This is a genomic window from Chitinophaga sp. G7 BAM 1005 (assembly GCF_057126945.1).
Genome location: NZ_CP181478.1, coordinates 2882961 through 2905473 on the forward strand (window position 1 = coordinate 2882961; position 22513 = coordinate 2905473).

Genomic DNA, 22513 nt, shown 5'->3' on the forward strand with positions numbered 1-22513 from the left:
TTGTTTTAAACAAACAGCGACCGTTTTTTTAATGTTTGCGCGGCTGAAAATTCCACCGTAATCCGCCACTAAAAAAGTAGTTGGCAGCAAAGCGATGCATCGGTTTATCCGAAAACATCTCAGATCAACTCTTCTCTTTGAAGGTAACACCGCTGTAAAGAATGCTGCCACCCGACGCTACAAAATCTATATGCCGGTTGAGGCGCCACGTATTCTGCAGTCCCACGCTCATTTCCGCATAACCCATCAGCCGCTTAGCGGTGTTCACGTAATTGCTCAGCATAAATACAGCGCCAAAATTATAGCGGTGCTGGTTCCTCATGAAGGTGATATTTATTGCTTTAGAAGAAGACACTATGTACCGGGTGTACCCCTATGCCATCACCGTATTTATTTTTCGGGAGATAAATAACACAATTGGCCCGCTCCTTAAAATACAGGCGTCATTACAATGTCATAATTGGCAGTTGTCATTTCCGTATAACCGTTACAGTAACTAAATTCAAGGTATACCACGTAGAAGAGCGTACGAAAAAATCTGTGAGCCCATTTGTCTTTTTTAACCAAACATACAGTGCAATGAAACCAAAATTATCGCTTGCATTCGCATTCGGATGCCTCATCCTCGCATCCTGTTCAAAGAACTATTTTGCCTCCGGCGAATCCCCGAAAGACAGCCTGTTGCCCGCCACCGTTAAAGCTTCCGGTATTACGGATATCGCCGTAGCACTAGGCAGCAATGCCTGGTTAACACAAAGCAACGCCGGGGCTGCGGAAGTAGTGGTAGACTATGGCCTGGCCAACTGGACCAGCAGCAGTTCTGTATTCAGCGCTTACTTCCGTACCAGCGCTACCGGCACGCTGCATCTCGCGTTGCGTGGCAAAGTACCCGGTGGCAGCAGCCAGCTGAAAATAACAGCAGCAGGCCAGTCGAAAACCATTACCGCTTCCGGCGGCAACTACCACACTATTGATGTGGGGGATTTCAATCTAACGGATACCGGCTATGTGAAAGTAGACTTCCAGGGCGTATCCAAAACGGGCGGCTACTTCGCGGACCTGTCCGATCTGTACATTAGCGGCGCCGCCACCAGTGGCCGGCTCAACTACATTCAAACCGATGTATACTGGGGCAGAAGAGGACCCTCTGTACACCTGGGGTATACCCCGCCTGCAGGTAAAAGCATTGAATGGTTTTATAATGAAGTAACAGTGCCCACCGGCCAGGACCCCGTAGGATCTTACTTTATGTCCAACGGTTTTAGCCAGGGTTATTTTGGCATACAGGTAAACAGTACCACGGAAAGAAAGGTGTTATTTTCGGTTTGGAGTCCTGCCGATACAGATGATCCCAACAGCATTCCGGATTCACTGAAGATTGAATTACTGCGCAAAGGCCCCAACGTACAAACAGGTTCCTTTGGGAATGAGGGCGCAGGCGGACAAAGCTACCTGGTATATAACTGGCAGGCGGGTACTACCTATCGCTTTTTAACACATGCTGTGCCGGTGGCAAATAATAAAACAGAATTCACCTCCTGGTTTTATGCCCCTGAAACCGGCGCCTGGCAACTTATTGCCAGCTTTCGCCGCCCGCAAACCAATACTTACTTAACCGGGTTGTATTCTTTCCTGGAGAATTTCTCCACCGAAACAGGTTACATCGGCAGGAAAGCACAATACGGCAACCAGTGGGCAATGGATACCAACGGCGCCTGGTATGAGTTAACAACGGCGCAGTTTACAGGCGATGCTACCGCTGCATCGCAATCCCGTATGGACTTTGCCGGCGGCGCGGAATCTACAAAGTTTTACCTGCGCAACTGTGGCTTCTTCTCCAATTTTGTAAAGATCAATACACCGCTTACCCGCACACCATCGGGCACAGCGCCGGTGATTAATTTTAATACCTTACCATAAAACAAATAAAAAGGGGCTGTGACTGCAGCCCCTTTTTTCAAACAATAGTAAACACTCAACGTGGCGGAGTATTATTTACCATCTCCACCTTATCTTTAATTTCCTTTGTGAACCGGATGCTTAGCGCTTTTTTCCAGAAGATGTTGGCGTGGATAGTATCTTTCATCTCCAGGTAATAATCTCCCATACTATCATAAGTATTAAAGCTCTCCGGGTAATAATCTATGTTCAGCTGAAAGAACATCCTGGACTTATCAAAATTTTTCTGTTGCAGGTTGGCATAGCCGAATTCATTCAACGTAGCTTCGTAGGGGCGTACACGGTAGCCCATGTCTTTCGACAAGGTATTGAAGTGCGTGGTGATAAGTGTTTTCAGCGAGTCTGCCGGGCAACTGTTATCAGTATAGAGATAAGTAGGAAAACGATAATGCGGAAACAGGAATCTTAGCCCGTCGTATTCTCCCGCAAATGGTATCGAGTTATGGTCATCATCTTCATAATATTTGTAGCTCCATTTTAACTGGTTACCGGGAGATTTTCTCAGGAGGTCCGTTAAGGTAAGGATAGCGCTGGTATGAACAGATCCCTGTGAGCTGTCTTTTCTCAATTGTATGGTGTCCAGTCCGGGTTTCATGGTATGCGCCACAGCCAGGTAGAAACTTTTATTTTCAAGTGGCTGTTGTAATTGCCGGGCGGCCTGCATTAGTATCTGGCCTTTATTCCAGAAAATGGTCGGATCAATAGCAATGTAACCGTTAAACAGCGCAGGATGATACAATAGCGTGTTTACCACCATCAGCCCGCCCAGGGAATGTCCTATCAGCGTACGGTAAGGTGCTGTGGCGTATTTTTTATCGATATAGGGAATGAGTTCTTTACCAATAAATTCGGTGAACGCCTCGCCGCCGCCGGAACCGGCATACCCGGAGTCGCGTGTGGGAGTGAGGTCGCGCATGCGGTTACCGCCGGTATTGGGGATGCCTACAATGATCATTCGCGGTAATGCAGTATTGCCATTGATAGTGCTGAGTTGCAGGATCATGGACTGAAGGGAGGAGAAATGGAAGTCGCCGTCCAGCACATACACCACGGGGTAGGCGGGCTTTACAAAATAGCTGGTATCTGCCGGTGGCGTATATATCCATAAGGGTCTGTTCTCTTTCAGTGCAGCAGAGTAGATGCTGTCGGGTTGCCCGAAGGAAACCAGGCTTTGGGCTGTTACGCCGGTGACAGCATATAGCATCAGGAGCGCCGGGAATAGTTTTTTCATACGGGATTATTATTTCCGGAAAGATGGAATTTTCGGGGCAGGAATTTCAGGAGTTGTGATGCCGGCGGGAATTAATGTGACGGAGTACCGGATTTGTGGGATAAAAAGGGCGGTTGATACCAGCGGTTACTATACCTTTGTGACGCTATATTGCTGATACATGTTGGAAAAACTAAGGGAACATATAGAAAAAATAGTGTCGCTTACGGATGAGGAGTTTGCCTTTGTGCGTGCTCATTTCACTATGAAAAAGTATAAAAAACGTGAATTTCTTATACAGCATGGAGAACGTGTAAGGTACTCTTTTTTTGTAGTGTCAGGACTTATCATGCTGGTGTATGACGACGAATCGGGTAGGCAGCACATTGTTTCCTTTGCGATGGAAGACTGGTGGGAGAGTGATTTCCTGGCCTATTTCAATCAAACTAAAGCTACCATGTCGTTGCAATGCCTTGAAGATACGGCCGTGTTGTGTCTTTCGCTGGAGGACTACGAAAAGCTATGTGCCGGTCTTCCAAAGATGACGTATTTCTTTCTCAAAAAAGCAAATAGCGGGCACATTGGATCGCAGCAGCGCATTTTGTCTTTCCTTACTTCCAATGCAAAGGAGCGCTATGAACAACTCCTTACACGATATCCTTCTTTGTTTCAAAGAGTGCCTAAAACCCTGCTGGCTTCCTATCTGGGCGTTTCGCGTGAAACCCTTAGCAGGCTTTGGCGTCCGTCCTGATCTTATTTTCCACAGTTTATAATTGTGATGTTTGTCACACAAAGGAAGGGTGCATTGTTCCCATCTTTGCAGTGTACAATTTTTATTAACTGTTGTGCCGGCAGTGGCACAAACCAAAAGGATCAGCAAATGGAAAAACAGGTTATTAATCCGTGGCAGTGGCAGGATAAACGTAGTTATGTGCAGGCTGTTGAAATAAAACAGGCGGCGGGCACGCTTTATTGTTCCGGTCAAACGGCTATAGACGCCGACGGACAATCAAGTAACGCCGACATGAAAACACAGGTAATACAGGCGTTGGAAAACCTGGAAAAAGTGATCACCGATGCGGGGTACGAATGCAGCGGTATTGCGAGGTTGAATGTGTATACCACTTCATCCGCAGAGTTTTTCGACTGCTTTGATATTTTCCAGGACTGGATAGCAAAGCATGGTATTAAGCAGGCGCTTACTTTGCTGGAAGTGAAGCGGCTTTTTGAAACATTAAAGATTGAATTTGAAGCTACGGTAGTGAAATAATAAAGAGAGAGGCCCGGTACACTGCCGGGCCCCTTTTATTAAGCTTTTCTGAAAACAACAATACCATTGTGTCCGCCGAAGCCGAAAGTATTGCTCATCGCTACGTTCACTTCTTTTTCTATTGCGGTTCCCAGTACAATCTGTAAGGTGGAAGGAATGGCGGCATCCAGTTCCTTTGTATTGATAGTGGGAGGGATGATACCTTTCTGAATGCTCATTACGCTGGCAATAGCCTCTATAGCGCCTGCGGCGCCCAGCAAATGGCCGGTCATGGATTTGGTAGCGCTGATATGCAGATGCGCCGGTGCAGCGCCAAACATTTTACCAATAGCAGCTATTTCACTCAGGTCGCCTACCGGTGTGGAGGTAGCATGTGCATTCAGGTAATCCACTTCTCCTTTATTCAACCCGGCGTCTTCCAGTGCCAGCTGCATCGCCCGCAGGGCGCCCAGTCCCTCCGGATGAGTAGCTGTCATGTGATAAGCATCGGCAGTCATGGCGGCGCCGGCCACTTCGGCATAAATATGCGCGCCCCGGGCTTTGGCATGTTCATACTCTTCCAGTATGAGTGCGCCGGCGCCTTCTCCCATTACAAAGCCATCGCGGTGCACATCGAATGGACGTGAAGCGGTGGTGGGATCATCATTGCGCACCGACATAGCTTTCATTGCGCAGAAACCACCTACGGAAGCAGGAGTAATGGGCGCTTCAGAGCCGCCGGTTACAATTACCTTCGCCTTACCCAAACGGATATACGTTAATGCATCCATGATAGCGGTATTGGAAGTAGCGCAGGCCGATACCGTTGTATAGTTAATACCCATCAGGCCATATTTAATGGAGATCATACCCGATGCCATATTGATGATGAGCTTGGGTACAAAATAAGGGCTGAAACGGGGATTAAAATCGCCGGAAACATATTCGGTGACCTGCTCCTCGAATGTTTGCATACCGCCCTGCCCGGAGCCCCAGATCACGCCGGTGTCAAAAGGATCCATTGTGCTGAAGTCCAGCCCGGAATCTTTCACCGCCTGGTCGGCGGCTACAAGGGCATATTGTGTAAACGGGTCGGTTTTGCGCACTTCGCCTTTGTCCAGTAACGCGGTGGGATCAAAGCCTTTCAGCTCATGGGCAAACTGTGTACGGAAGCGGCTGGCATCAAAATGGCTGATGGTGGCAGCACCGCTTTTACCGTTAACAAGACTATTCCAGAAATCAGTAACATTGTTACCGACAGGGGATACTGTCCCCATTCCTGTTATGACAACTCTTTTCATAGCTGGTTATTTATGACACAGGTCATCCAGCAGCTGTTCCGCAATATGGCGGAAAGCCGATGGTCCCATCACCCTCGATAAAAGAAGGGATGCCTGCAAATTAGATATGATAATGAGCGCCCGCGTGTTGGCGGCGCCTTTAAAGTGAATACGCTTCTTTTTCCGGCCTTCTTCGAGGCAATGTGTAAGCCAGGCGAGGATGCCGTTGGCCATTTCCTGTACTTTCGCCTGCATAGCCGGTTCCAACGTCTCAAAATCCGGGGCGAGAGAGCCCATCAAACAGATATTACCTTCCTTGCTGTGCCGGCGGAATACGTCCATCAGCTTCGCCAGCTGTTCTTCTTCCGGCAAACTTTTCCACCTGTTTGTTTGCGCAATAAATTTCGCAACGTCCTGGTCTACTATTTCCACGCCCAGGTCGGCCTTTGCCGGGAAATGATAATGTACCGCTGCATTTTTTATTTCCAGCGGTCCTGAAATATCTTTGTAACTAAAGGCGTTAAACCCTTTGGTTCTTACCAGGCGGTCGGCCAGCGCCACTATTTTATCTTTTGTTTCAGACATATTTTGCCGTTTGCGGCACAAATATACTTACTTAGTAGTAAGTAAACAAATGCCGCTGATTTTGATGTACATAACAAAGGCGGGAAGGCTTGATTCAAACCTCCCCGCAGGAACTATTTATATACGCGATGGTGTTATTCTGCCTTTAAACTGTTTACAGGATTCATCAACGCCGCTTTTACGCTCTGGAAGCTGATGGTAAGCAGGGCTATCAGCATGGCGGCCACGCCGGCCAGCACAAACACCCAGTAATGGATGGAGATGCGGTACGGGAATTTCTGTAACCACTGGTCCATCGTATACCATGCCACCGGGAAGGCAATCAGCGCTGCAATACCCACCAGCTTCAGGAAGTCGGCGGAAAGCAGCCGGGTAATACCGGATACACTGGCGCCAAGCACTTTGCGGATGCCTATTTCTTTGGTTCTCCGCTCGGCAGTATAGGCAGCCAGCCCAAATAATCCCAGGCAGCTGATCACAATAGCCAGCGTGGCAAACAACCGGGAAAGTTGCTGCATCAGCGTTTCATTGGTAAACATGGCGTTAAACTGGTCATCCACAAACTGGTAAGTAAAAGGATAAGCCGGATTCAATTGATTCATCACATCGCCAATTTTATGAAGTGCTGCTTCCTTGTCAGCCCCTGTATTCATGCGCACATACATGAGGTTGGCTCTATCAGGGATACAATAGAACACCACAGGATCGGGCGAGCCATACATATTGCCATATACATAATTTTTCACTACACCGGCTACACGGGAATGAATTACAGAATCGGCGCTGAATGGCGTGTTAATAGTTTTACCTACAGCGCTTCCTTTACCCATCAACTGTTCCAGCGATTCTGTAATCAGCACATCCATGCCATTGGCCGAGGCCACCGGTTTAAAATCGCGGCCAGCCACTATCTTCATACCAGCAGTTTGAATGAACTCCGGGCTTATGCGCCGCTGTGAAACAAGGATATTATCAGTAGGCGATTTTCCGTTCCAGCTGATATCGTCGGTGTTGTTGCCGCCGTATAAAGTAACCTGATCCGCCAGGGCGGCGTTGTCTACCACGCCGGTAGCCAGCAAAGCGGTTTTGATCGCTGCAAAGTTTTGCTTCATCGTTCCCTGAAGCTGCATAGATATAAGATTATCTTTATTAAGACCGAGGTTCCGTTTTTTTACATGCTGGATCTGCTGGTAAATGATAGCCGTGCAAATAATGAGTATAATAGAAACACTGAACTGCGTAATCACCAGCCCTTTGCGGATAAACGCGACACTACCGGTTTTTGATTTAATACCCTTTAACACAAAAACCGGGTTAAAGGACGACAGGTACAGCGATGGATAGCTACCCGCCAGCACGCCGCATATCACCGTAATACCCAGCAGCCAGATGAGATGTACCGGTTTATCCAGCCCCACGCTAAGCTGTTTATCTACCAGCGCATTAAATGCGGGCAACACCAGGAGTAGCAGTAGCACCGCCACCACCGCTGCCAGCATTGACATAAACAACGCTTCGCTGATAAACTGGGTGATGAGCCTGCCTTTCCCCGCACCAACTACTTTGCGGATGCCAACTTCTTTTGCACGTTTTTCACTGCGTGCGGTAGACAGGTTCATGAAATTGATACAGGCAATGAGTAAAATGATCCAGGCAATGAGCGAAAATAAACGGACATATTCAATACGGCCGCCACTTTGTTTTCCATCACTGAACTGGTCACGTAATCTCCAGTTGTTCATACTAAACAGGAATGCCTGGTTAATGGCGCCGGGATTATGCGCTGCAATAAATTGCTTCATTTTACTGTTGATAACGGCTACATCCGCATGGGGAGCCAGTTCTGCATACGTATCAACGGAATTAGCGTCCCAGTTTTTCAGATATGGATTTTGGGAAAAATAGATCTCAAAAGGAGCTACCCATTCAAATTTCAGCGTGGAATTTTCCGGGATATCTTTTATTACCCCGGATACCACATAGGGCTGTGCATTGTCGACCGTAATAGTTTTTCCCACTACATTTTTAGTGTCGCCAAAAAATTTGCGGGCGGTTTTTTCTGTGATCACAATGGAGTATAACTGCGGAAACGGAACAGCAGCATTCCCTTCTGTAAAAGGAAATGTGAAAATATTAAAGAGACTGGCATCCACATAGATACCGGAAGCATACATTTTTTTATCCCCGAAGGTAAACAGCAGGTTGGTGGCTTGTTCTGAAGTACGGCAGGTTTGAGCGATACCGGGTATTTCTGTCTTCATAGCTTCCGCCAGCAGGGCGGGAGTGGAGGTAAAAGTACGGATGTTACCATCGTAATTCCAGTTTTCCCACACCTGGTAGATCCGGTCTTTTTTTACATGCGAGCTGTCGTAGGTAACTTCATCTTCTACCCACAAAAAAATTACACCGGCGCAGGCTAAACCAATCGCCAGCCCGAAAATATTCAGAAAACTGTAGGTTTTGCTTTTCCAGAGATGTCTGAATGTGATCTTAATATAATTTCTTAGCATCATCATATGTACACATTTGGGAGTAGTGCGACTAGCTCAGACTAAGATAATGCCATAGTATTATATGCTGATAATGAGTTGTTTAGATAATCATAGTTGTCCGTTTTTAAAGGGCGCGTGTCCGGATATGAACAGGTTTCGCCAGGTAGCGACAACTATCTGCCCGGTTCATTGTTAAATAAGACTGATTCACACCCTCATTTGCCTGATTCACCTAAAAGTATTTGCTTACGGTGACCACGTCGTTTACTTTGCCACAAATATAAATAACAACACTATGAAACGGTATAAGAAATGGAAAGTAGTGCTGCTGATCTTCACGGGCTGCTTTATCGCCTTACAGTTTATCAGGCCGCGCATCACCCATCCACCAGTAACGGGAGAGCCGGACGTTCCGCCTGAAGTGAGTGCTGTGTTGAGGAAAGCCTGCTACGACTGCCACTCAAATGAAACGCGCCTGGCCTGGTTCGACCAGATTTCACCCGCTATCTGGCTGGTGGCCGGTCATATTACGGAAGGCCGGAAGGTGCTTAACTTCTCCAACTGGGATAGTATACCGAAAGACCAGCAAAAAGGCAAACTGTTTGAATCCCTCAACCAGATGCAGTTTAACGTAATGCCACTGTCGCAGTACACCGCGTTCCATCCCGCGGCACGCCTTACCAACGATGAAATCAGTATCCTGAAAAATTACCTCGCCACACAAATAACCCCGCTCAAACCCGATAGTAATAAAATAGCCGCCGCTAACCGTCAATACGCTGCCTGGCAGCCCGATAGCCCCATTGCAAAGGTATTGCCCGTGCCTAACGGTATCGCCTATATGCCGGAGTATAAGAACTGGGAGGCCATCAGCAGTACGCAACGACTGGACAATGGCACCATGCGGGTGATCACCGGGAATGACATCGCTGTGAAAGCCATCCGGGAACACCAGACCAATCCCTGGCCCGATGGCACTGTTTTCGCAAAAATAGCCTGGGATGAACTTACTGATGCCGCCGGGAACGTTACTCCCGGGGAGTTTAAACAGGTAGAGTTTATGATCAAAGACAGCCATAAATACGCTTCTACCAAAGGCTGGGGATGGGCGCGCTGGAAAGGAACGGATCTAAAACCGTATGGTAAAAATGCTATGTTCACAATGGAATGTGTTAACTGTCATCAACCCATGCGTGACAACGATTTTGTGTTCACCACACCTACACAGCACACGGCTGCATCCCTGCCTGATACACTTGGAATAAAAAGGAATGAATGGAAGGTGATCACCAGCGGTATTCAAAAAGATCAGACAATGAGTACGCTGTATGGCAATGAGCGCGCAGTAGCCAGTGCCAGGATAGGGGCTGCTACTTATCCCGCAGACGCCCTGCTTACACTGGTTACCTGGAAACAGCAACCAGACGATCATTGGTTCGGCGCCGTTATTCCGGGTATCGTAGCTTCCGTAGAACAGGTCCGGTTCCAGCCGGGTAATATCTCCCCGTTATATAAAAAATATAACGGCAAAAACCTGATCGCTGATAAAACCAGTGAAGAAGAAATAAAAAGCAGGATCGCCTATATTATCCGTCAACGGGCGTCTGTAATGCCTTAGGAAGTTTTCTTTGCTTTTTTAAGGGCGATCTTGTATTTGTCAGGGGTGCCGGAAATATTGATGTTCATAAAACGCACTTTTTTATCTTTATCCCTATACTCAATTTCATCTACCTGGTCTACATTCACTTCCTCCTGCTTCCGGCCAAAAAGAGCCTGGAAACCTACCTGGGTCACCATTTTCATGGGGATACGGAGGTAATAGTTCATGCTCATGTCCAGCGATTGATTGCCCGATACTTCGATATATCCGAGCGAAGAATTGATGTTCATATTCGGGATTACCAACGTACCGTTTTTCAGGGATAGCTTATTACGCAGCGTATCAAAGCGTACCATGCGGAGGTTTTTATCTTTGAAATAACCCGCCATTGCCTGCATAGGACCAAAGTCCAGCAAGGTACCATTGGTAATTTCAATATCCATCTGCGATTCTGTTTCGCTCAGCACCGGCGTAAGATCGGGATGCATGCGTACATAACTCTTGATATTCCCGCTCAGTATGCCTTTCAGGTTGTTGTTGAGCACAAAGTCCTGCCCGAAGTTATCAAACTTGATGAGCATTTTGGAGATATCTACATTTTTGAGATAGATTCCGCTCCGGAAATACAACTTCTTTGGATCAGCTGCATTGAACATGCCACGCATGGCAATATGTCCGCCTGCAATATTCATGGCAATGGTATCTACCTTTATTTTCTGGTCTTCCCGCATGTGAATATTGGCAAGCACATTTTTCAGCCACAGCTTTTTGTATTTGATCTTTTTTACATCCACCTGTGTTTCAAATGCTGAAAAAGGAATATTAAATACGTTGAAGCCGGTGGCATGGAGTGAATCATTTTCTTTTACCGTAGTACGTCGTGCCGGCGCCGATGTGGCTACAGGGTGTTCGCTGAAATCATAGTTCATCAGCTCATCAATGTCGAGCATATCAGATTTGAACCGGAAGTAATTGCTGCGTTTCAACTGGCGTTTACTTTTACCGGTAGCATAACGCATGTTCAGGTTAAAATCGGTACGGCCTACTTTACCGGTAAGGGTATCCACCACAATAAAGCGGTTATGACCATAACGTATACGGCCGGTTACATTTTCCACTTTAATAGGATGTTGTTTCAGTGTACCGGAAATATTAGCGATGCGGGCATCTATCTTTTTAAAAACAGTATCATATTTTATACTCATTTTACTCCGCAGCCATACATTGTTGGCTTCTTCATACCAATAGCCCTGCGGAATAAATTTATGGCCGCGTTCACTGATGAGGTCATTCACTGCAAGGCGGTCCGACTTAAAGTCGAACGCCACTTCGGTGTTTCCTTTTTTAATTTTATCAAACCAGATGAGATAGTTATTTAACCTTCCTTTGAAAGCAAAGCTGGTGCTGTCGATGTTTCCACTAAAATTAGTTACCCGTAAACTGGTGTCGTTGATCATCACCGCCGCGTTAAAATCATGCAGGGCGTGCGGATACTGCTGGAATTTTGCATACAGCTTCTCTACTTTGAAAGTTCCTTTGGGCAAAGGATTGGGGTGTAGTAATTCTTTTACGGATGTTTCAAATGCGAGGCCAATGTTAAACCCGGTGATTACTTCTTTAGATAAGATGGGGTGAGTGGAATCAAATTTATATAATTCTCCCAGCTGTAAACGCTTGCTGGAAGCGCTGAAGTTTACTGCCACCGGCTTATCCTGCTGGTGAAACAGCGCGGGTATATCACTGATAGCTCCCTGTGCCAGTATATCGGAGCTGCCTATACGAAAAGCAATGGAATCCAGCTGTAGCCGTCCCTGCTGAATTTGCGCATGCACATTCATATTGCGCACCGGCAGGTGATAACCGGGGATGCGGAATTCGAGGTTTTTAACGGTCAGCTCACTTTGCACACCGTCTTTCAGTTTAGCCAAACTTTCCTCCGGTATCCGCATATCCACTATTTCCCGGAAGTTCATGTTCAGCTTGATTTCACCGCTGATTTGTTCCAGGTCTTTAATGCCGAGGAATTCGCCTACAAAGCGAAGGTTCAGTTCAGAATATAGCTGCATCAGGATCTGTGGGTCGGTGAAGTTTTTCATCACGAAGTTACCTTTGAATACGCCGCTTCCCGGTTTGGCGTTGAAGTTCAGGATATGCAGTTCGGATGTTTGCAGGTTATGTGCGGCGCCGTTGGTATAGAATCCTTTGAAGCCCAGCTGGTCTACTTTCCGGTCAATTTTCTTATTCTGAAACCATACATTTTCACAACCGAAATTAAACTCCATTAAAGGCATGATGCCTTTTCCCATAGCTCCTTTGATGATGCCATCGAAAAATACGCGGCCATCGTGGCGGTATTTTTCCAGCATTGCGGCTACATCTGCGGGCACCATTGCCAGCAGGAGGTTCAGATCCGGCTTGTCGCCTTTTACCTTCAGGTCTGCATAATGTTCGCTCACTACTCCCTGCAGTTGCAGCGAGGCCTGTTCCAGCCGGATTGTACCGGGAGGTAAGGTCAGTTGTTTTTTTTGTTTGTCGTAAACGGCTGCCAGTTTAAAGTTCAGTTGTTTGTGCCGGAAGAGGGTGGTATCTGATTTTCCGGTAATATCTATTTCCAGCCTACTGTCCATATCGATGGCAATGCGGGCGGAATCCATAGAGAAAGCTGTTTTTATCTTATCTATATGGGTATTCACTTTCAGGCCGGACGCTCCGTCGAGGTAGCTGACATCAATATTTTTCAGGATTATTTTTTTGAGATCCAGGCTGAGGTCCTCACTGGAATCGGCCGGTGTAGCGGGGCTGCTGTTTTTAAATTCGTGGGCTTTGATCAGATCCACGTCGCCGTTGGCATAACGGGCCACATGCACCCGGCCGTTGGCCAGCACAATAATGCGGGCATTATAATGTTGCCGGAGAATATCCGGTAAGCTGAAGCCCACGTACAGGCGTTCTACCTGGTACAGTGGTGCCCCCTGCATCTTTTTATCTGCAAAAAAACGAACGTCGTGCAGGGCAATAGAAATATATGGGAAGTTGCTGAATGGGGAAATACTACTTTTTGTGATGACCAGCTCTCCCGCAAACTGCTTATTCAATTCCTTCACCGCCATCTGCGTGAGCCGTTCCTGTTGGCTGTATAAGATACCACCCGCTATTGTCATCACCAACAAAAAAATACCCGTGATGACCAGGAACAGCCTGATTATTTTTTTTCCCCGCTTCATGTAAATGCCTTTCTGAACGATAAAATTATGAAAAAATATAGCAGAAATTTGTTATCTCTTAAGAACGGCAAACGATTTTTATTATTTTTAACGATTCATAAAAATCTGGTTACATGAAAAGATTGATAGCCTTGTTGTTGCTCGCAGGAAGTACGCACGTTACAATGGCCCAGCAGAAAAAGCTGGACAAGTTATCCGGAAACCCCGTATTCCCGGGCTGGTACGCCGATCCGGAGGGAGTGGTATTTGGTAAAGAATACTGGATTTATCCTACTTATTCTGCTGCTTACGAAAAGCAGGTGTTCTTCGACGCTTTCTCATCGCCCGACCTGGTTACCTGGACAAAGCATCCGCGCATCCTGGACACCGCTTCCATAAAATGGGCCAAACGCGCCGTATGGGCGCCGTCGATTATAGAAATAGCGCAAAAGTATTACCTGTTCTTTGGCGCCAACGATATACAAAGCAATGAGGAAACAGGCGGCATTGGTGTAGCGATGGCCGACAATCCTGCCGGTCCGTTTAAAGACTATCTCGGCAAACCGCTGGTGGATAAGATCATCAATAAGGCGCAACCTATTGATCAGTATGTATTCCACGACAGCGATGGTAAGTACTACCTGATCTACGGCGGATGGGGACATTGCAATATTGCACAGCTGAAGCCCGATTTAACCGGCTTCATTCCCTTTGCAGACGGCACTACCTTTAAAGAAATCACTCCCGAAAAATATGTGGAAGGGCCTACTATGTTCAAAAAAGATGGTAAGTATTACTTTATGTGGTCTGAAGGCGGCTGGACAGGCCCCGACTACAGCGTGGCTTATGCCATTGCTGATTCGCCGATGGGTCCGTTCAAAAGGATCGGGAAAATCCTGGAACAGGATGCCACCATTGCCACCGGCGCCGGTCATCACTCCGTCATCGGCATTCCAGCCGAAAACCGCTGGTATATTGTTTACCACCGCCGGCCGTTAACAGAAAAAGCGGCTAACTCCCGTGAAACCTGCATCGAGCGGATGTATTTTGATCAAGACGGTTATATCAAACCAGTGAAAATTACCCGCGAAGGCGTTACCAAAGCGGTGATACACTAAACAATTTCCCTATCGCGTAAATAAAATTCCGGATACGATTATCTTGCCGGTCTTGCCTGCTCCAATTTTGCACCATCAAAAAAAGCAAAATATGATCAGGCAAACCGGCTTATTTTTTTTACTAATAGGATTCCTTATTTCACCCGTATGCCTGCGGGCAGAAGAGGAGAATGCTGGTACCATCAGGGGAAAAGTGGTGACCACAGATGGTAAGCCTGCCAGCGATGTAATTATCATCTTACAGGAAATCAATGAAACCGTCATATCAGAAACGGATGGATCTTTTGTATTTAAGCGTATCAAACCGGGTAGTTATCACCTCACGGTAACCCTGATGGGCTATACCCCGATAGAAGAACAGGTAGTAGTAAATGCCGGGAAAACCACCAACATCAGGCTGCAGCTGGCCGTTACCAGCAAAGCCCTTAAAGAAGTGGTGGTAACCGGTAACCATAATAAACTCATCAGAACATCCAGCTACGATGTGGCAAAAATGCCGCTGAAGAACCTGGAAAACCCACAGGTATACAGCACCATCACAAAAGATCTCTTACAGCAACAGGTAATTTTTTCGGTAGATGATGCCCTGAAAAATGCCCCCGGTCTTACCCGCATGTGGGACGCCACCGGCAGAGGCGGCGATGGTGGCGGTTATTATAACCTCCGTGGCTTTATTACCCAGAGTAAACTGCGTAATGGCCTGGCAGGTAATGTGACGGCTAAAATTGATGCGTATAACCTGGAACAGGTAGAAGTCATCAAAGGACCATCCGCTACTTTGTTTGGTAACAGCCTCACTTCCTACGGCGGCCTCATTAACCGCGTTACTAAAAAACCTTATGACCATTTCGGCGGAGACATTACCTATGCTATAGGCAGCTACGGCTTTAACCGTATAAGCGCTGATGTAAACACGCCGCTGGACAAGGAAAAGGATGTATTATTGAGAATAAATACCGCTTACAACTACGAAGGCAGCTGGCAGGATTATGGCTTTAACAAGAACTTCTCCTTTGCCCCCAGTTTATCCTACCGGGTTAACGACCGTTTGTCGTTCCTCTTCGATGCGGAATACTCCACCGGTCAGAATACCGGTCTGGGTGTGTTTTTCTTCCCTTATATGCAACCAATAGCAGACCTGGGCGCCAACCGCGCGGATAAACTGAAAATAGATTACAAACGGGCCTATGTTAAGAATGACCTGTATCAGACTTCCCGTAATACCAATATTTACGGGCAGATGAAGTACAAGTTGTCTGACCAGTGGACCATGAGCACCAACATCAGTTCTACCAACAGTTTTTCAGACGGTTCTTCTCCCTATTTTTATCTCCTGTCTGATGCTGCAGCTACCGGGGTAGCAGGCGCCAAAGGAAGTAACTATATTTCGCGTAACGACCAGTTTACGGATAACAGCAGAGATGGGATACTGGAAATACAACAGAACTTTAATGGAGATTTTAAGATCGGCAGCCTGAAAAACCGTTTCGTAGGCGGATTGGATTACTTCCATCATAATGCCAACCAGTTTTTCGGTGGTGGTACTTATGACACCATTCCATCTCACGGCGATATCCCCACGTATTCCAATTTCAACCGCCGTAATATGGATACCTTGTACGCCAATCACGGCCTGGCATTTACCTTTCCTATCAGGAATCTTACCAACACCTACAGCGCATACATATCGGATATGTTGAACCTGACCGATAACCTGATGATCATGGCCGCCCTCCGCGTAGATTATTTTGATAATAAAGGCAGCTACAATGATGTAAAAGGCATTTATGAAGGAGGTTATAACCAAACGGCTTTCTCTCCCAAACTGGGAATCGTGTATGCGCCTTTAAAGGACCGGATCTCCATATTCGGTAACTATCAGAACGGTTTTACCAACCAGGTGGGCACGAGTGCTGCGGGTAAAGCGTTTAAGCCGGAACAGGCCAACCAGCTGGAAGGCGGTGTGAAATTACAGTTGTTAAATGGTCGTATCAACAGTACGCTCAGTTACTATAATATCAAAGTAAAAGATGTGCTTCGTCCGGATTTGGCGAACCCCAATTTTTCTGTACAGGATGGAACACAGGTGAGCAAAGGGTTTGAGGCAGAAGTAATTGCGAATCCTTTCCAGGGCTTTAACATTGTGGCTGGTTTTGCCTATAATGATTCCAAATATGAAGCAGCCGCCAAAGATGTGGAAGGAATGCGTCCTGGCACCGCCGGTGCGCCTTCTGTAGCTAATCTCTGGCTCAGTTATCGTATATCCGCCGGCGTAGCTGATGGTCTTGGTGTTGGATTTGGAGGTAATTATGCCAGCGATAATAAAATAGTGAACGACAGAACAGTGGGCACTTTTATATTGCCGTCGTACACCGTGTTAAATGGCAGCATTTTCTACGATCAGCCCCGTTTCCGGGTTGCGGTTAAAATGGATAACATTACCGATAAGCATTACTGGATCGGTTATACTACTGTGAATCCGCAGAAGCTGAGAAGTTTTACGGGAAGTTTGTCGTTTAAGTTTTAATAAAAAAGAAGCCTGGGCTGTGTATCATCACAGTTCAGGCTTTTCGTTTATGCTGCTACGCCGGCGCGATTATCTCCCTGTATTTCGTAGTGTTGAACGCGTAGTTTTTTACGATAATAAACAAAGACGACAGTAGCTACGGCGCCCGCCAACCCCGCTACAAATACCGTTAACCTCGGACCTATAAAATGTGCCAGCAGGCCGATGAGTAAACTACCCACAGGAATGATCCCCTGGAAAGCCATGATATAATAGCTGATTGCCCTTGCGCGCATGGTGGGTATGGCATGCGTTTGAATGTAAGTGTTAATAGATGCCGTTTGCGCCATCATACCTACACCGGAAAGCGCCATAAATACCAGCGCCAGCGGCAACCAGCCCGACAGAGACAGCAGCAATACGCTTAGCGAAAAAATAAGGCTGGCCGTAACCAGGATCTTTACCAGGTCCTTTCCCGGCTTGAGTTTCGCCATATAAATGGCCGCGGCGATAGAACCAAGACCGGCAGCGCTTTCAAACCAGCTGAATGTTTTGGCGTCGCCATTGAAAATATCTTTGGCAAATACCGGCATCAGGGTATTAAAAGGGATCACAAAAAGGCTGCTGGCCGAAAGCATGAGCAGGAGGGACGAGAGGTCCTTGTCGCCCGCGATATAGTGAAAACCTTCCCTCAGTTCGGTCCAGATGCTCTGGTCGGACCGGAGAACGGGCGGCAGCACAATTTTCATCATCCACAAAGAGATCAGCACCGGCACATAGCTCAGGAAATTGCTCACAAAGCAGATGTCTTCCCCGAAAGTACTGAGGATAATCCCTGCCAGCGCGGGTCCCGCGATCCGGGCAAAGTTGGCCATCGTGGAATTGAGCGCAATGGCGTTGGGGAGGTCTTCTCTTTTTTCTACCATTTCCACCATCAGCGATTGGCGGCAGGTAACGTCAAAAGCATTGATAACGCCTTGTATCAGCGACAGGAAAATGATGCCTGGTATATTGTAGTAACGCAGCAGGATCATGAGCGCCAGCGCGCCTGCCTGCAGCATGGAAATGATCTGGGTGATCATCAGGATCCGGTACCTGTTATGCCGGTCGATATAGCTGCCTGCGTATGGCGACAGGAGCAGGGAAGGAATTAAACTTACAAAGCTCACCACACCCAGCAGCACTGCGGAGTTAGTGAGGCGGTATACCAGCCAGCATACGGCTGTTTTTTGCATCCAGGTACCTATGAGTGAAACTGATTGTCCGTAGAAGAATAACCGGAAATTCCGGGATTTTAAAGCACGAAAAGCATCCATCTGAAAATCATATTTAGGGTATTGATCCGTTATTGACTGGTGCAAATTTCGGTAAGAGAAGTATATTTGTTAAATAGATTGTTTTAATGATATCCATTGATAAAAACGATTAGAGCATGGAACTCCGTCAACTGATGTATTTCGTGAAGGCTGCTGAAATGGCGCATTTTACAGAAGCGGCAGCGGCGCTGTACATTACCCAGTCTACGTTGTCGCAGCAGATCAAGCAACTGGAAAATGAACTCGGCATGTTGTTGTTCGACCGGATCGGCAAGCATGTTCATCTTACAGAAGCCGGCGGGGTTTTCCTGTTGCATGCCCGCCAGGTTCTGCTCGACGTGGAGAAAGGCAAACAGGCGATCCAGGATTTGCAGAATATGCTGAGCGGCGAATTACGTATAGGCGTTACCTATGCCTTTACCTCGTTCCTGTTGCCGGCGCTGGCTACTTTCCCGGTGAAGTATCCCGGCATCAAAATATATGTGGAATACGGCACCACCGAGCAGCTGGAAAACAAGCTGCGGGCGTCTGAACTGGACCTTGTACTGGCTTTTCACCAGGAAGCTTTTTATAAAGACCTGGAAACACGGGAGCTGTTCCGTTCCAGGATTGTAGTGGCGGTGTCTAAAAAGAATAAGCTGGCAGGATTAAAAAAGATTAGCCTGCAAAGTTTGAATGGCATGGACCTGATCTTTGCTTCGCGTGGTTTCAGCGCCCGTGATTCGCTGGACGAAATATTACAGAAGAATAAAATTCAGCCTGCGGTAAAGATTGAAATGAACGATGTGCATTCTATTTTATCGTTGGTAGAGAAAGGGCATTGGGCCACCTTACTCAATGAAAGAGCGTTGCTGGGATGGAAAAACCTGGTGGCCATTCCTATTGAAGGGAAAGAGTTACAGCGCCGGGCGTACATTATCTGGCAAAAGGAAACTTATCACAAAAAGGCGGCAGATCTGTTTATAAAAGAATTACTGAAGGAGTTGCCGTCTGCAGGGAAGTAGCGCTATATGGCACTCAGCAGCAGCGCATTGCTGCCGCCGGGTGGCCACAAGTAAGGGGTTATTGTGCGGTTCGCAATTCCGCGATACTGCATTTATAATATTTTTCAAATACCGTTGACAGTTCTTCCCAGCTGCTATATTGGGTGAGGCTGGCAATATGGGTGAGTGTACGATTTGTTTCGATGAGCATTTTAAACACAAAGGCCATTTTCTCCTGCAGGATCAGTTCTTCCACAGTGATGAGGAATTCCTGTTCAAATGGCGCTTCCAGGAATTCAGGCGCTACGCCAAATCTGTCGCAGAGCGCTTCTTTGTCGGTCACTTCTGCCGGATGATGAATAATATAATTGGCTATTTCCCGCAGCTTCTCCCGGTAGTGTTCCATCAGCATCAGTGAAGGAGGCCCCTGCAGGTAACGGAGATAGGTAGCGAAAAAGTCGATGGCATTGCGCCGGAAGAAAAGATCCGCAGCTTCGCCTACTGCTTTAAAGCTCCGGATCCGGTGCATGATCTGGTAGTTGACTTCATTAAGATGATAAGGTGGCGCTTTTTTCACGGGCTGTTTGTCCACTGTTGGCTCTTTCAGGTTCAGCACTTTGAACAGGGGGAATTCAGCCACTAAATATTTTGCAAGCGGGAGGTGAAGGTTTACGTGAAAGTTGATCACAAATTCCTTTTCTGTAACCAGGGTAGCAGTATCAGTGGCGCCACGCCGGATATTCATTTCTCTTTTACACAGCTTCATTTTCATGGGGAAAGCGGCTGCATTTTCAGCAAAGCCTGAAATGCCAACTGCTAAACAGGTTTTGTCTGGCGCTACTGTGGTGAGTTCCACGCCCTGTTTCAGATGAACAAGGTGGTAATGGACAGATAGCTCGGTGAGCTGGATCTGCTGATCCACGATCACCCCGTATTCATCAATATCGGTAAAGCATTTGGCATTAGGGATCAGTTGAGACTGCAGGTAGCCGGGAACCTGTTCGTAAGTTGTGCAAACTCTTTTCCCCGGATTGATCAGCAGGTACTTGGTTTCTGGTTGACTCATTGTTATTTTCCTTTGATATTGCCTATTATTTGAAATGCAGTGTACTGTCTGCGGTAAAATAATAATCAGTACCTGTGGTGGCTTTTATCCCTTCGAGGAAGAAGCTCATAGGTGTATTTTTGTCCAGCAGACCGGTGAAAGTTCTGCTGGCAAGGTCAGGGTGATCCAGTGAGGCGCGGACGCCATACCACCGGAAAATGGCATTACATATTTCATCCAGGTGGGTATCAGAAAAGCAGTAAAGTCCTTTCTGCCAGCCCAGTTCCACCGTCGCATTAAAAGGTTGTGTATCAAGGGTAGCGGCTTCCTTGTTGAAGATGGCCTGTTGTCCGGGTTTCATGGTGACTGTTTTTTTGCCGGCCTTCATCCGCACCTTTCCGTCTACCAGGGATACTTTCACCATGCCGCTGTCGTAGCTGTTGATATTAAAGCTGGTACCCAGTACTTCCACGGTGCTGTTGGGCAGGTGTACGAGGAACGGTTTACCGGCGCGCCGGGCGATATTCAGATAAGCTTCCCCGTTGAGCGTGATTTCCCTGGTGGCGCCTTTAAAGGTAGCCGGGAAGTTCATGGTGGTGGCTGCATTGAGCGTAATGACAGAACCATCGGGGAGGGCTACTTCATAGCTTTTCCCATGCGGTACTATCAATGAGTGGATGCCTTGTGGAAGATCGTCAGATGCGTTGAGATACAGGGTATTGTTTTTATTGGGAATGGGTTTGCCGCCAATGGTTACACTGCCGGCTGCCTGTGTCAGGTTAATGGTGGGCTGGCCTGTAATTTCCAGCAGTACATCTTTATTGATGGCAGCCACTGGCGCTGGTTTGGGGCTGGCGAAAAAGTCCCACTTCCACGCGGAAAATGCAATAATGGCAATAACCGCAGCTGCGGCGGCCCAGGGAAGTAATATGCGGTACAGCGGTCTCTTCTGCTTAAAGTCAATCACTTCCAGCCAGGGGGCAGGAGGGGACGGGATCTGCATCATGGAAAGTTTTTCCCACTTCTCCCTTACAACTTCATCTTCTTCGATCAGTTCTTCCAGCAATTGGTCATCTGCTGCGGAAATTATTCCCGCAAGCTTTTCAGTCATTAGCCTGTATATTTCTTCTGCGCTGTTCATGTACACTATTAACCGTTTATTTAATCGGGCGGGGTATTAAAAAAGGATTTTTTTTAAGGATGCCCTTAAAGTTTTCAGCGCGTTGGCTACCTGTTTTTTTACAGTTTCTTCCGTGGTGTCCATGAAGGCTGCTATTTCTTTTCGCGTTTTGTGTTCCTGGTAAGCCAGCCGGAATGCCACCGACTGGCGTTCCGGAAGCTGACTGATGGCGGTTTCCAGCTGCTCTTTCAGCTCGTTATTTTCTAACCTGCTTTGAGGCATGGTGTAGGTTTCAGCCAGCATGATATCCTTTAACCTTTTGTTCCGCGTGGCATCTTTGGCAATTTTATTTAAACAGCGGTTACGGACGCTGACAAAGAGAAAATTTTTGAGAGAACTGGTGGTACTCAGGTCAATCCGCGCACTCAGATCCTTTTGCCAGAAATCGACAAAAAAATCCTGGACAAGCTCCTGGGCCTCTGTTTCGTTTTTTAGTATGGTATATGCAGTCACGTACAGCCATTGACGGTAGCTCTCATAGAAATACCGGAAAGCGGAAACACTGCCCGATTTCAGTTGTGCAAGCAATTCTATATCGTTGATAGATGCACTCATGCTGGGATTTAGTTGATAATCGCAGGCCCGGTGCCGGCTGCTGTTGTCAAATGGTTACTGATACGCGGTTAGGATAATACGTCAGACAGGCAGAAAACAGCATGGCTATTTTAAGCAATGAGGAAAAACTACCCGTAAGACAACTGATTTTAATACAATAACATGCACACTATAGAATATATTCGATCAGGGGGGATCGCCGGATTTTTAATAAGAAGCAAAGTTTGTTAAT

At 47.1% G+C, this 22513-nt stretch carries 17 protein-coding genes; 7 read left to right on the plus strand and 10 right to left on the minus strand.

What is annotated here, in order from left to right:
* Positions 1-124 precede the first annotated feature (124 nt).
* Positions 125-322 carry a DUF6268 family outer membrane beta-barrel protein gene (locus ACMXI2_RS11370; protein WP_483781704.1) on the minus strand — a complete coding sequence of 66 codons (198 nt, stop codon included), beginning with the start codon at positions 320-322 and terminating at the stop codon, positions 125-127.
* Between the two features lie 257 nt (positions 323-579).
* Here ACMXI2_RS11370 and ACMXI2_RS11375 point away from each other — a divergent pair, with 257 nt between their 5' ends.
* A complete protein-coding gene (locus ACMXI2_RS11375) occupies positions 580-1920 on the plus strand; it encodes a DUF3472 domain-containing protein (RefSeq protein ID WP_483781705.1) in 1341 nt (446 codons plus the stop codon).
* A gap of 55 nt (positions 1921-1975) precedes the next feature.
* Here the strand turns inward: ACMXI2_RS11375 and ACMXI2_RS11380 are convergent, their stop codons facing one another.
* Positions 1976-3190, minus strand: coding sequence for an alpha/beta hydrolase-fold protein (locus tag ACMXI2_RS11380; protein ID WP_483781706.1), 1215 nt, complete (start codon positions 3188-3190; stop codon positions 1976-1978).
* A gap of 160 nt (positions 3191-3350) precedes the next feature.
* On the opposite strand from ACMXI2_RS11380, the gene ACMXI2_RS11385 reads away from it, so the two are divergent.
* Both ACMXI2_RS11385 and ACMXI2_RS11390 read left to right on the plus strand, forming a co-directional pair.
* Positions 3351-3920: a Crp/Fnr family transcriptional regulator gene (locus tag ACMXI2_RS11385; RefSeq protein ID WP_483781707.1), complete on the plus strand. Its 570-nt coding sequence runs from the start codon at positions 3351-3353 to the stop codon at positions 3918-3920.
* Positions 3921-4049: 129 nt separating this feature from the next.
* The gene (locus tag ACMXI2_RS11390; RefSeq protein WP_483781708.1) at positions 4050-4439 is read left to right on the plus strand and encodes a RidA family protein; all 390 of its coding nucleotides are present in this window, start codon (positions 4050-4052) and stop codon (positions 4437-4439) included.
* A gap of 38 nt (positions 4440-4477) precedes the next feature.
* On the opposite strand, the gene fabF is transcribed toward ACMXI2_RS11390, so the two are convergent.
* From fabF to ACMXI2_RS11405, 3 genes are all read right to left on the minus strand, one after another.
* Positions 4478-5719 carry a beta-ketoacyl-ACP synthase II gene (gene fabF, locus ACMXI2_RS11395; RefSeq protein ID WP_483781709.1) on the minus strand — a complete coding sequence of 414 codons (1242 nt, stop codon included), beginning with the start codon at positions 5717-5719 and terminating at the stop codon, positions 4478-4480.
* A gap of 6 nt (positions 5720-5725) precedes the next feature.
* The gene (locus ACMXI2_RS11400; RefSeq protein ID WP_483781710.1) at positions 5726-6283 is read right to left on the minus strand and encodes a TetR/AcrR family transcriptional regulator; all 558 of its coding nucleotides are present in this window, start codon (positions 6281-6283) and stop codon (positions 5726-5728) included.
* A gap of 134 nt (positions 6284-6417) precedes the next feature.
* Positions 6418-8799 (minus strand): ABC transporter permease, encoded by a 2382-nt coding sequence (locus ACMXI2_RS11405; RefSeq protein ID WP_483781711.1) that lies wholly within the window; start codon positions 8797-8799, stop codon positions 6418-6420.
* Between the two features lie 271 nt (positions 8800-9070).
* On the opposite strand from ACMXI2_RS11405, the gene ACMXI2_RS11410 reads away from it, so the two are divergent.
* Positions 9071-10393: a cytochrome P460 family protein gene (locus tag ACMXI2_RS11410; protein ID WP_483781712.1), complete on the plus strand. Its 1323-nt coding sequence runs from the start codon at positions 9071-9073 to the stop codon at positions 10391-10393.
* Here the strand turns inward: ACMXI2_RS11410 and ACMXI2_RS11415 are convergent.
* The gene (locus ACMXI2_RS11415; RefSeq protein ID WP_483781713.1) at positions 10390-13599 is read right to left on the minus strand and encodes a hypothetical protein; all 3210 of its coding nucleotides are present in this window, start codon (positions 13597-13599) and stop codon (positions 10390-10392) included. The two genes, ACMXI2_RS11410 and ACMXI2_RS11415, sit on opposite strands and share 4 nt — an antisense overlap.
* 113 nt (positions 13600-13712) lie before the next feature.
* Between ACMXI2_RS11415 and ACMXI2_RS11420 the strand changes: the two genes are divergently transcribed.
* Both ACMXI2_RS11420 and ACMXI2_RS11425 read left to right on the plus strand, forming a co-directional pair.
* Positions 13713-14696 carry a glycoside hydrolase family 43 protein gene (locus tag ACMXI2_RS11420; RefSeq protein ID WP_483781714.1) on the plus strand — a complete coding sequence of 328 codons (984 nt, stop codon included), beginning with the start codon at positions 13713-13715 and terminating at the stop codon, positions 14694-14696.
* A 91-nt stretch (positions 14697-14787) separates the two neighbouring features.
* Positions 14788-17223, plus strand: a complete 2436-nt coding sequence (locus tag ACMXI2_RS11425) for a TonB-dependent siderophore receptor (protein WP_483781715.1) — start codon at positions 14788-14790, stop codon at positions 17221-17223.
* Positions 17224-17270: 47 nt separating this feature from the next.
* Here ACMXI2_RS11425 and ACMXI2_RS11430 read toward each other — a convergent pair whose 3' ends face one another.
* On the minus strand, positions 17271-18518 hold the full coding sequence (locus tag ACMXI2_RS11430; protein ID WP_483781716.1) for an MFS transporter: 1248 nt from the start codon (positions 18516-18518) through the stop codon (positions 17271-17273).
* 116 nt (positions 18519-18634) lie between these two features.
* Between ACMXI2_RS11430 and ACMXI2_RS11435 the strand changes: the two genes are divergently transcribed.
* Positions 18635-19522, plus strand: a complete 888-nt coding sequence (locus tag ACMXI2_RS11435) for a LysR substrate-binding domain-containing protein (protein WP_483781717.1) — start codon at positions 18635-18637, stop codon at positions 19520-19522.
* Positions 19523-19580: 58 nt separating this feature from the next.
* Here the strand turns inward: ACMXI2_RS11435 and ACMXI2_RS11440 are convergent, their stop codons facing one another.
* The 3 genes from ACMXI2_RS11440 to ACMXI2_RS11450 form a co-directional block, all read right to left on the minus strand.
* Positions 19581-20567: a helix-turn-helix transcriptional regulator gene (locus ACMXI2_RS11440; RefSeq protein ID WP_483781718.1), complete on the minus strand. Its 987-nt coding sequence runs from the start codon at positions 20565-20567 to the stop codon at positions 19581-19583.
* Between the two features lie 25 nt (positions 20568-20592).
* Positions 20593-21657 carry a FecR family protein gene (locus ACMXI2_RS11445; RefSeq protein WP_483781719.1) on the minus strand — a complete coding sequence of 355 codons (1065 nt, stop codon included), beginning with the start codon at positions 21655-21657 and terminating at the stop codon, positions 20593-20595.
* Positions 21658-21723: 66 nt separating this feature from the next.
* Positions 21724-22281, minus strand: coding sequence for an RNA polymerase sigma factor (locus tag ACMXI2_RS11450; protein WP_483781720.1), 558 nt, complete (start codon positions 22279-22281; stop codon positions 21724-21726).
* Positions 22282-22513 lie beyond the last annotated feature (232 nt).

Coding starts and splice junctions, on each gene's coding strand:
- ACMXI2_RS11370 (WP_483781704.1), bottom strand. CDS start 322: ATGAGGAACCAGCACCGCTATAATTTTGGCGCTGTATTTATGCTGAGC.
- ACMXI2_RS11375 (WP_483781705.1), top strand. CDS start 580: ATGAAACCAAAATTATCGCTTGCATTCGCATTCGGATGCCTCATCCTC.
- ACMXI2_RS11380 (WP_483781706.1), bottom strand. CDS start 3,190: ATGAAAAAACTATTCCCGGCGCTCCTGATGCTATATGCTGTCACCGGC.
- ACMXI2_RS11385 (WP_483781707.1), top strand. CDS start 3,351: ATGTTGGAAAAACTAAGGGAACATATAGAAAAAATAGTGTCGCTTACG.
- ACMXI2_RS11390 (WP_483781708.1), top strand. CDS start 4,050: ATGGAAAAACAGGTTATTAATCCGTGGCAGTGGCAGGATAAACGTAGT.
- fabF (WP_483781709.1), bottom strand. CDS start 5,719: ATGAAAAGAGTTGTCATAACAGGAATGGGGACAGTATCCCCTGTCGGT.
- ACMXI2_RS11400 (WP_483781710.1), bottom strand. CDS start 6,283: ATGTCTGAAACAAAAGATAAAATAGTGGCGCTGGCCGACCGCCTGGTA.
- ACMXI2_RS11405 (WP_483781711.1), bottom strand. CDS start 8,799: ATGATGATGCTAAGAAATTATATTAAGATCACATTCAGACATCTCTGG.
- ACMXI2_RS11410 (WP_483781712.1), top strand. CDS start 9,071: ATGAAACGGTATAAGAAATGGAAAGTAGTGCTGCTGATCTTCACGGGC.
- ACMXI2_RS11415 (WP_483781713.1), bottom strand. CDS start 13,599: ATGAAGCGGGGAAAAAAAATAATCAGGCTGTTCCTGGTCATCACGGGT.
- ACMXI2_RS11420 (WP_483781714.1), top strand. CDS start 13,713: ATGAAAAGATTGATAGCCTTGTTGTTGCTCGCAGGAAGTACGCACGTT.
- ACMXI2_RS11425 (WP_483781715.1), top strand. CDS start 14,788: ATGATCAGGCAAACCGGCTTATTTTTTTTACTAATAGGATTCCTTATT.
- ACMXI2_RS11430 (WP_483781716.1), bottom strand. CDS start 18,518: ATGGATGCTTTTCGTGCTTTAAAATCCCGGAATTTCCGGTTATTCTTC.
- ACMXI2_RS11435 (WP_483781717.1), top strand. CDS start 18,635: ATGGAACTCCGTCAACTGATGTATTTCGTGAAGGCTGCTGAAATGGCG.
- ACMXI2_RS11440 (WP_483781718.1), bottom strand. CDS start 20,567: ATGAGTCAACCAGAAACCAAGTACCTGCTGATCAATCCGGGGAAAAGA.
- ACMXI2_RS11445 (WP_483781719.1), bottom strand. CDS start 21,657: ATGACTGAAAAGCTTGCGGGAATAATTTCCGCAGCAGATGACCAATTG.
- ACMXI2_RS11450 (WP_483781720.1), bottom strand. CDS start 22,281: ATGAGTGCATCTATCAACGATATAGAATTGCTTGCACAACTGAAATCG.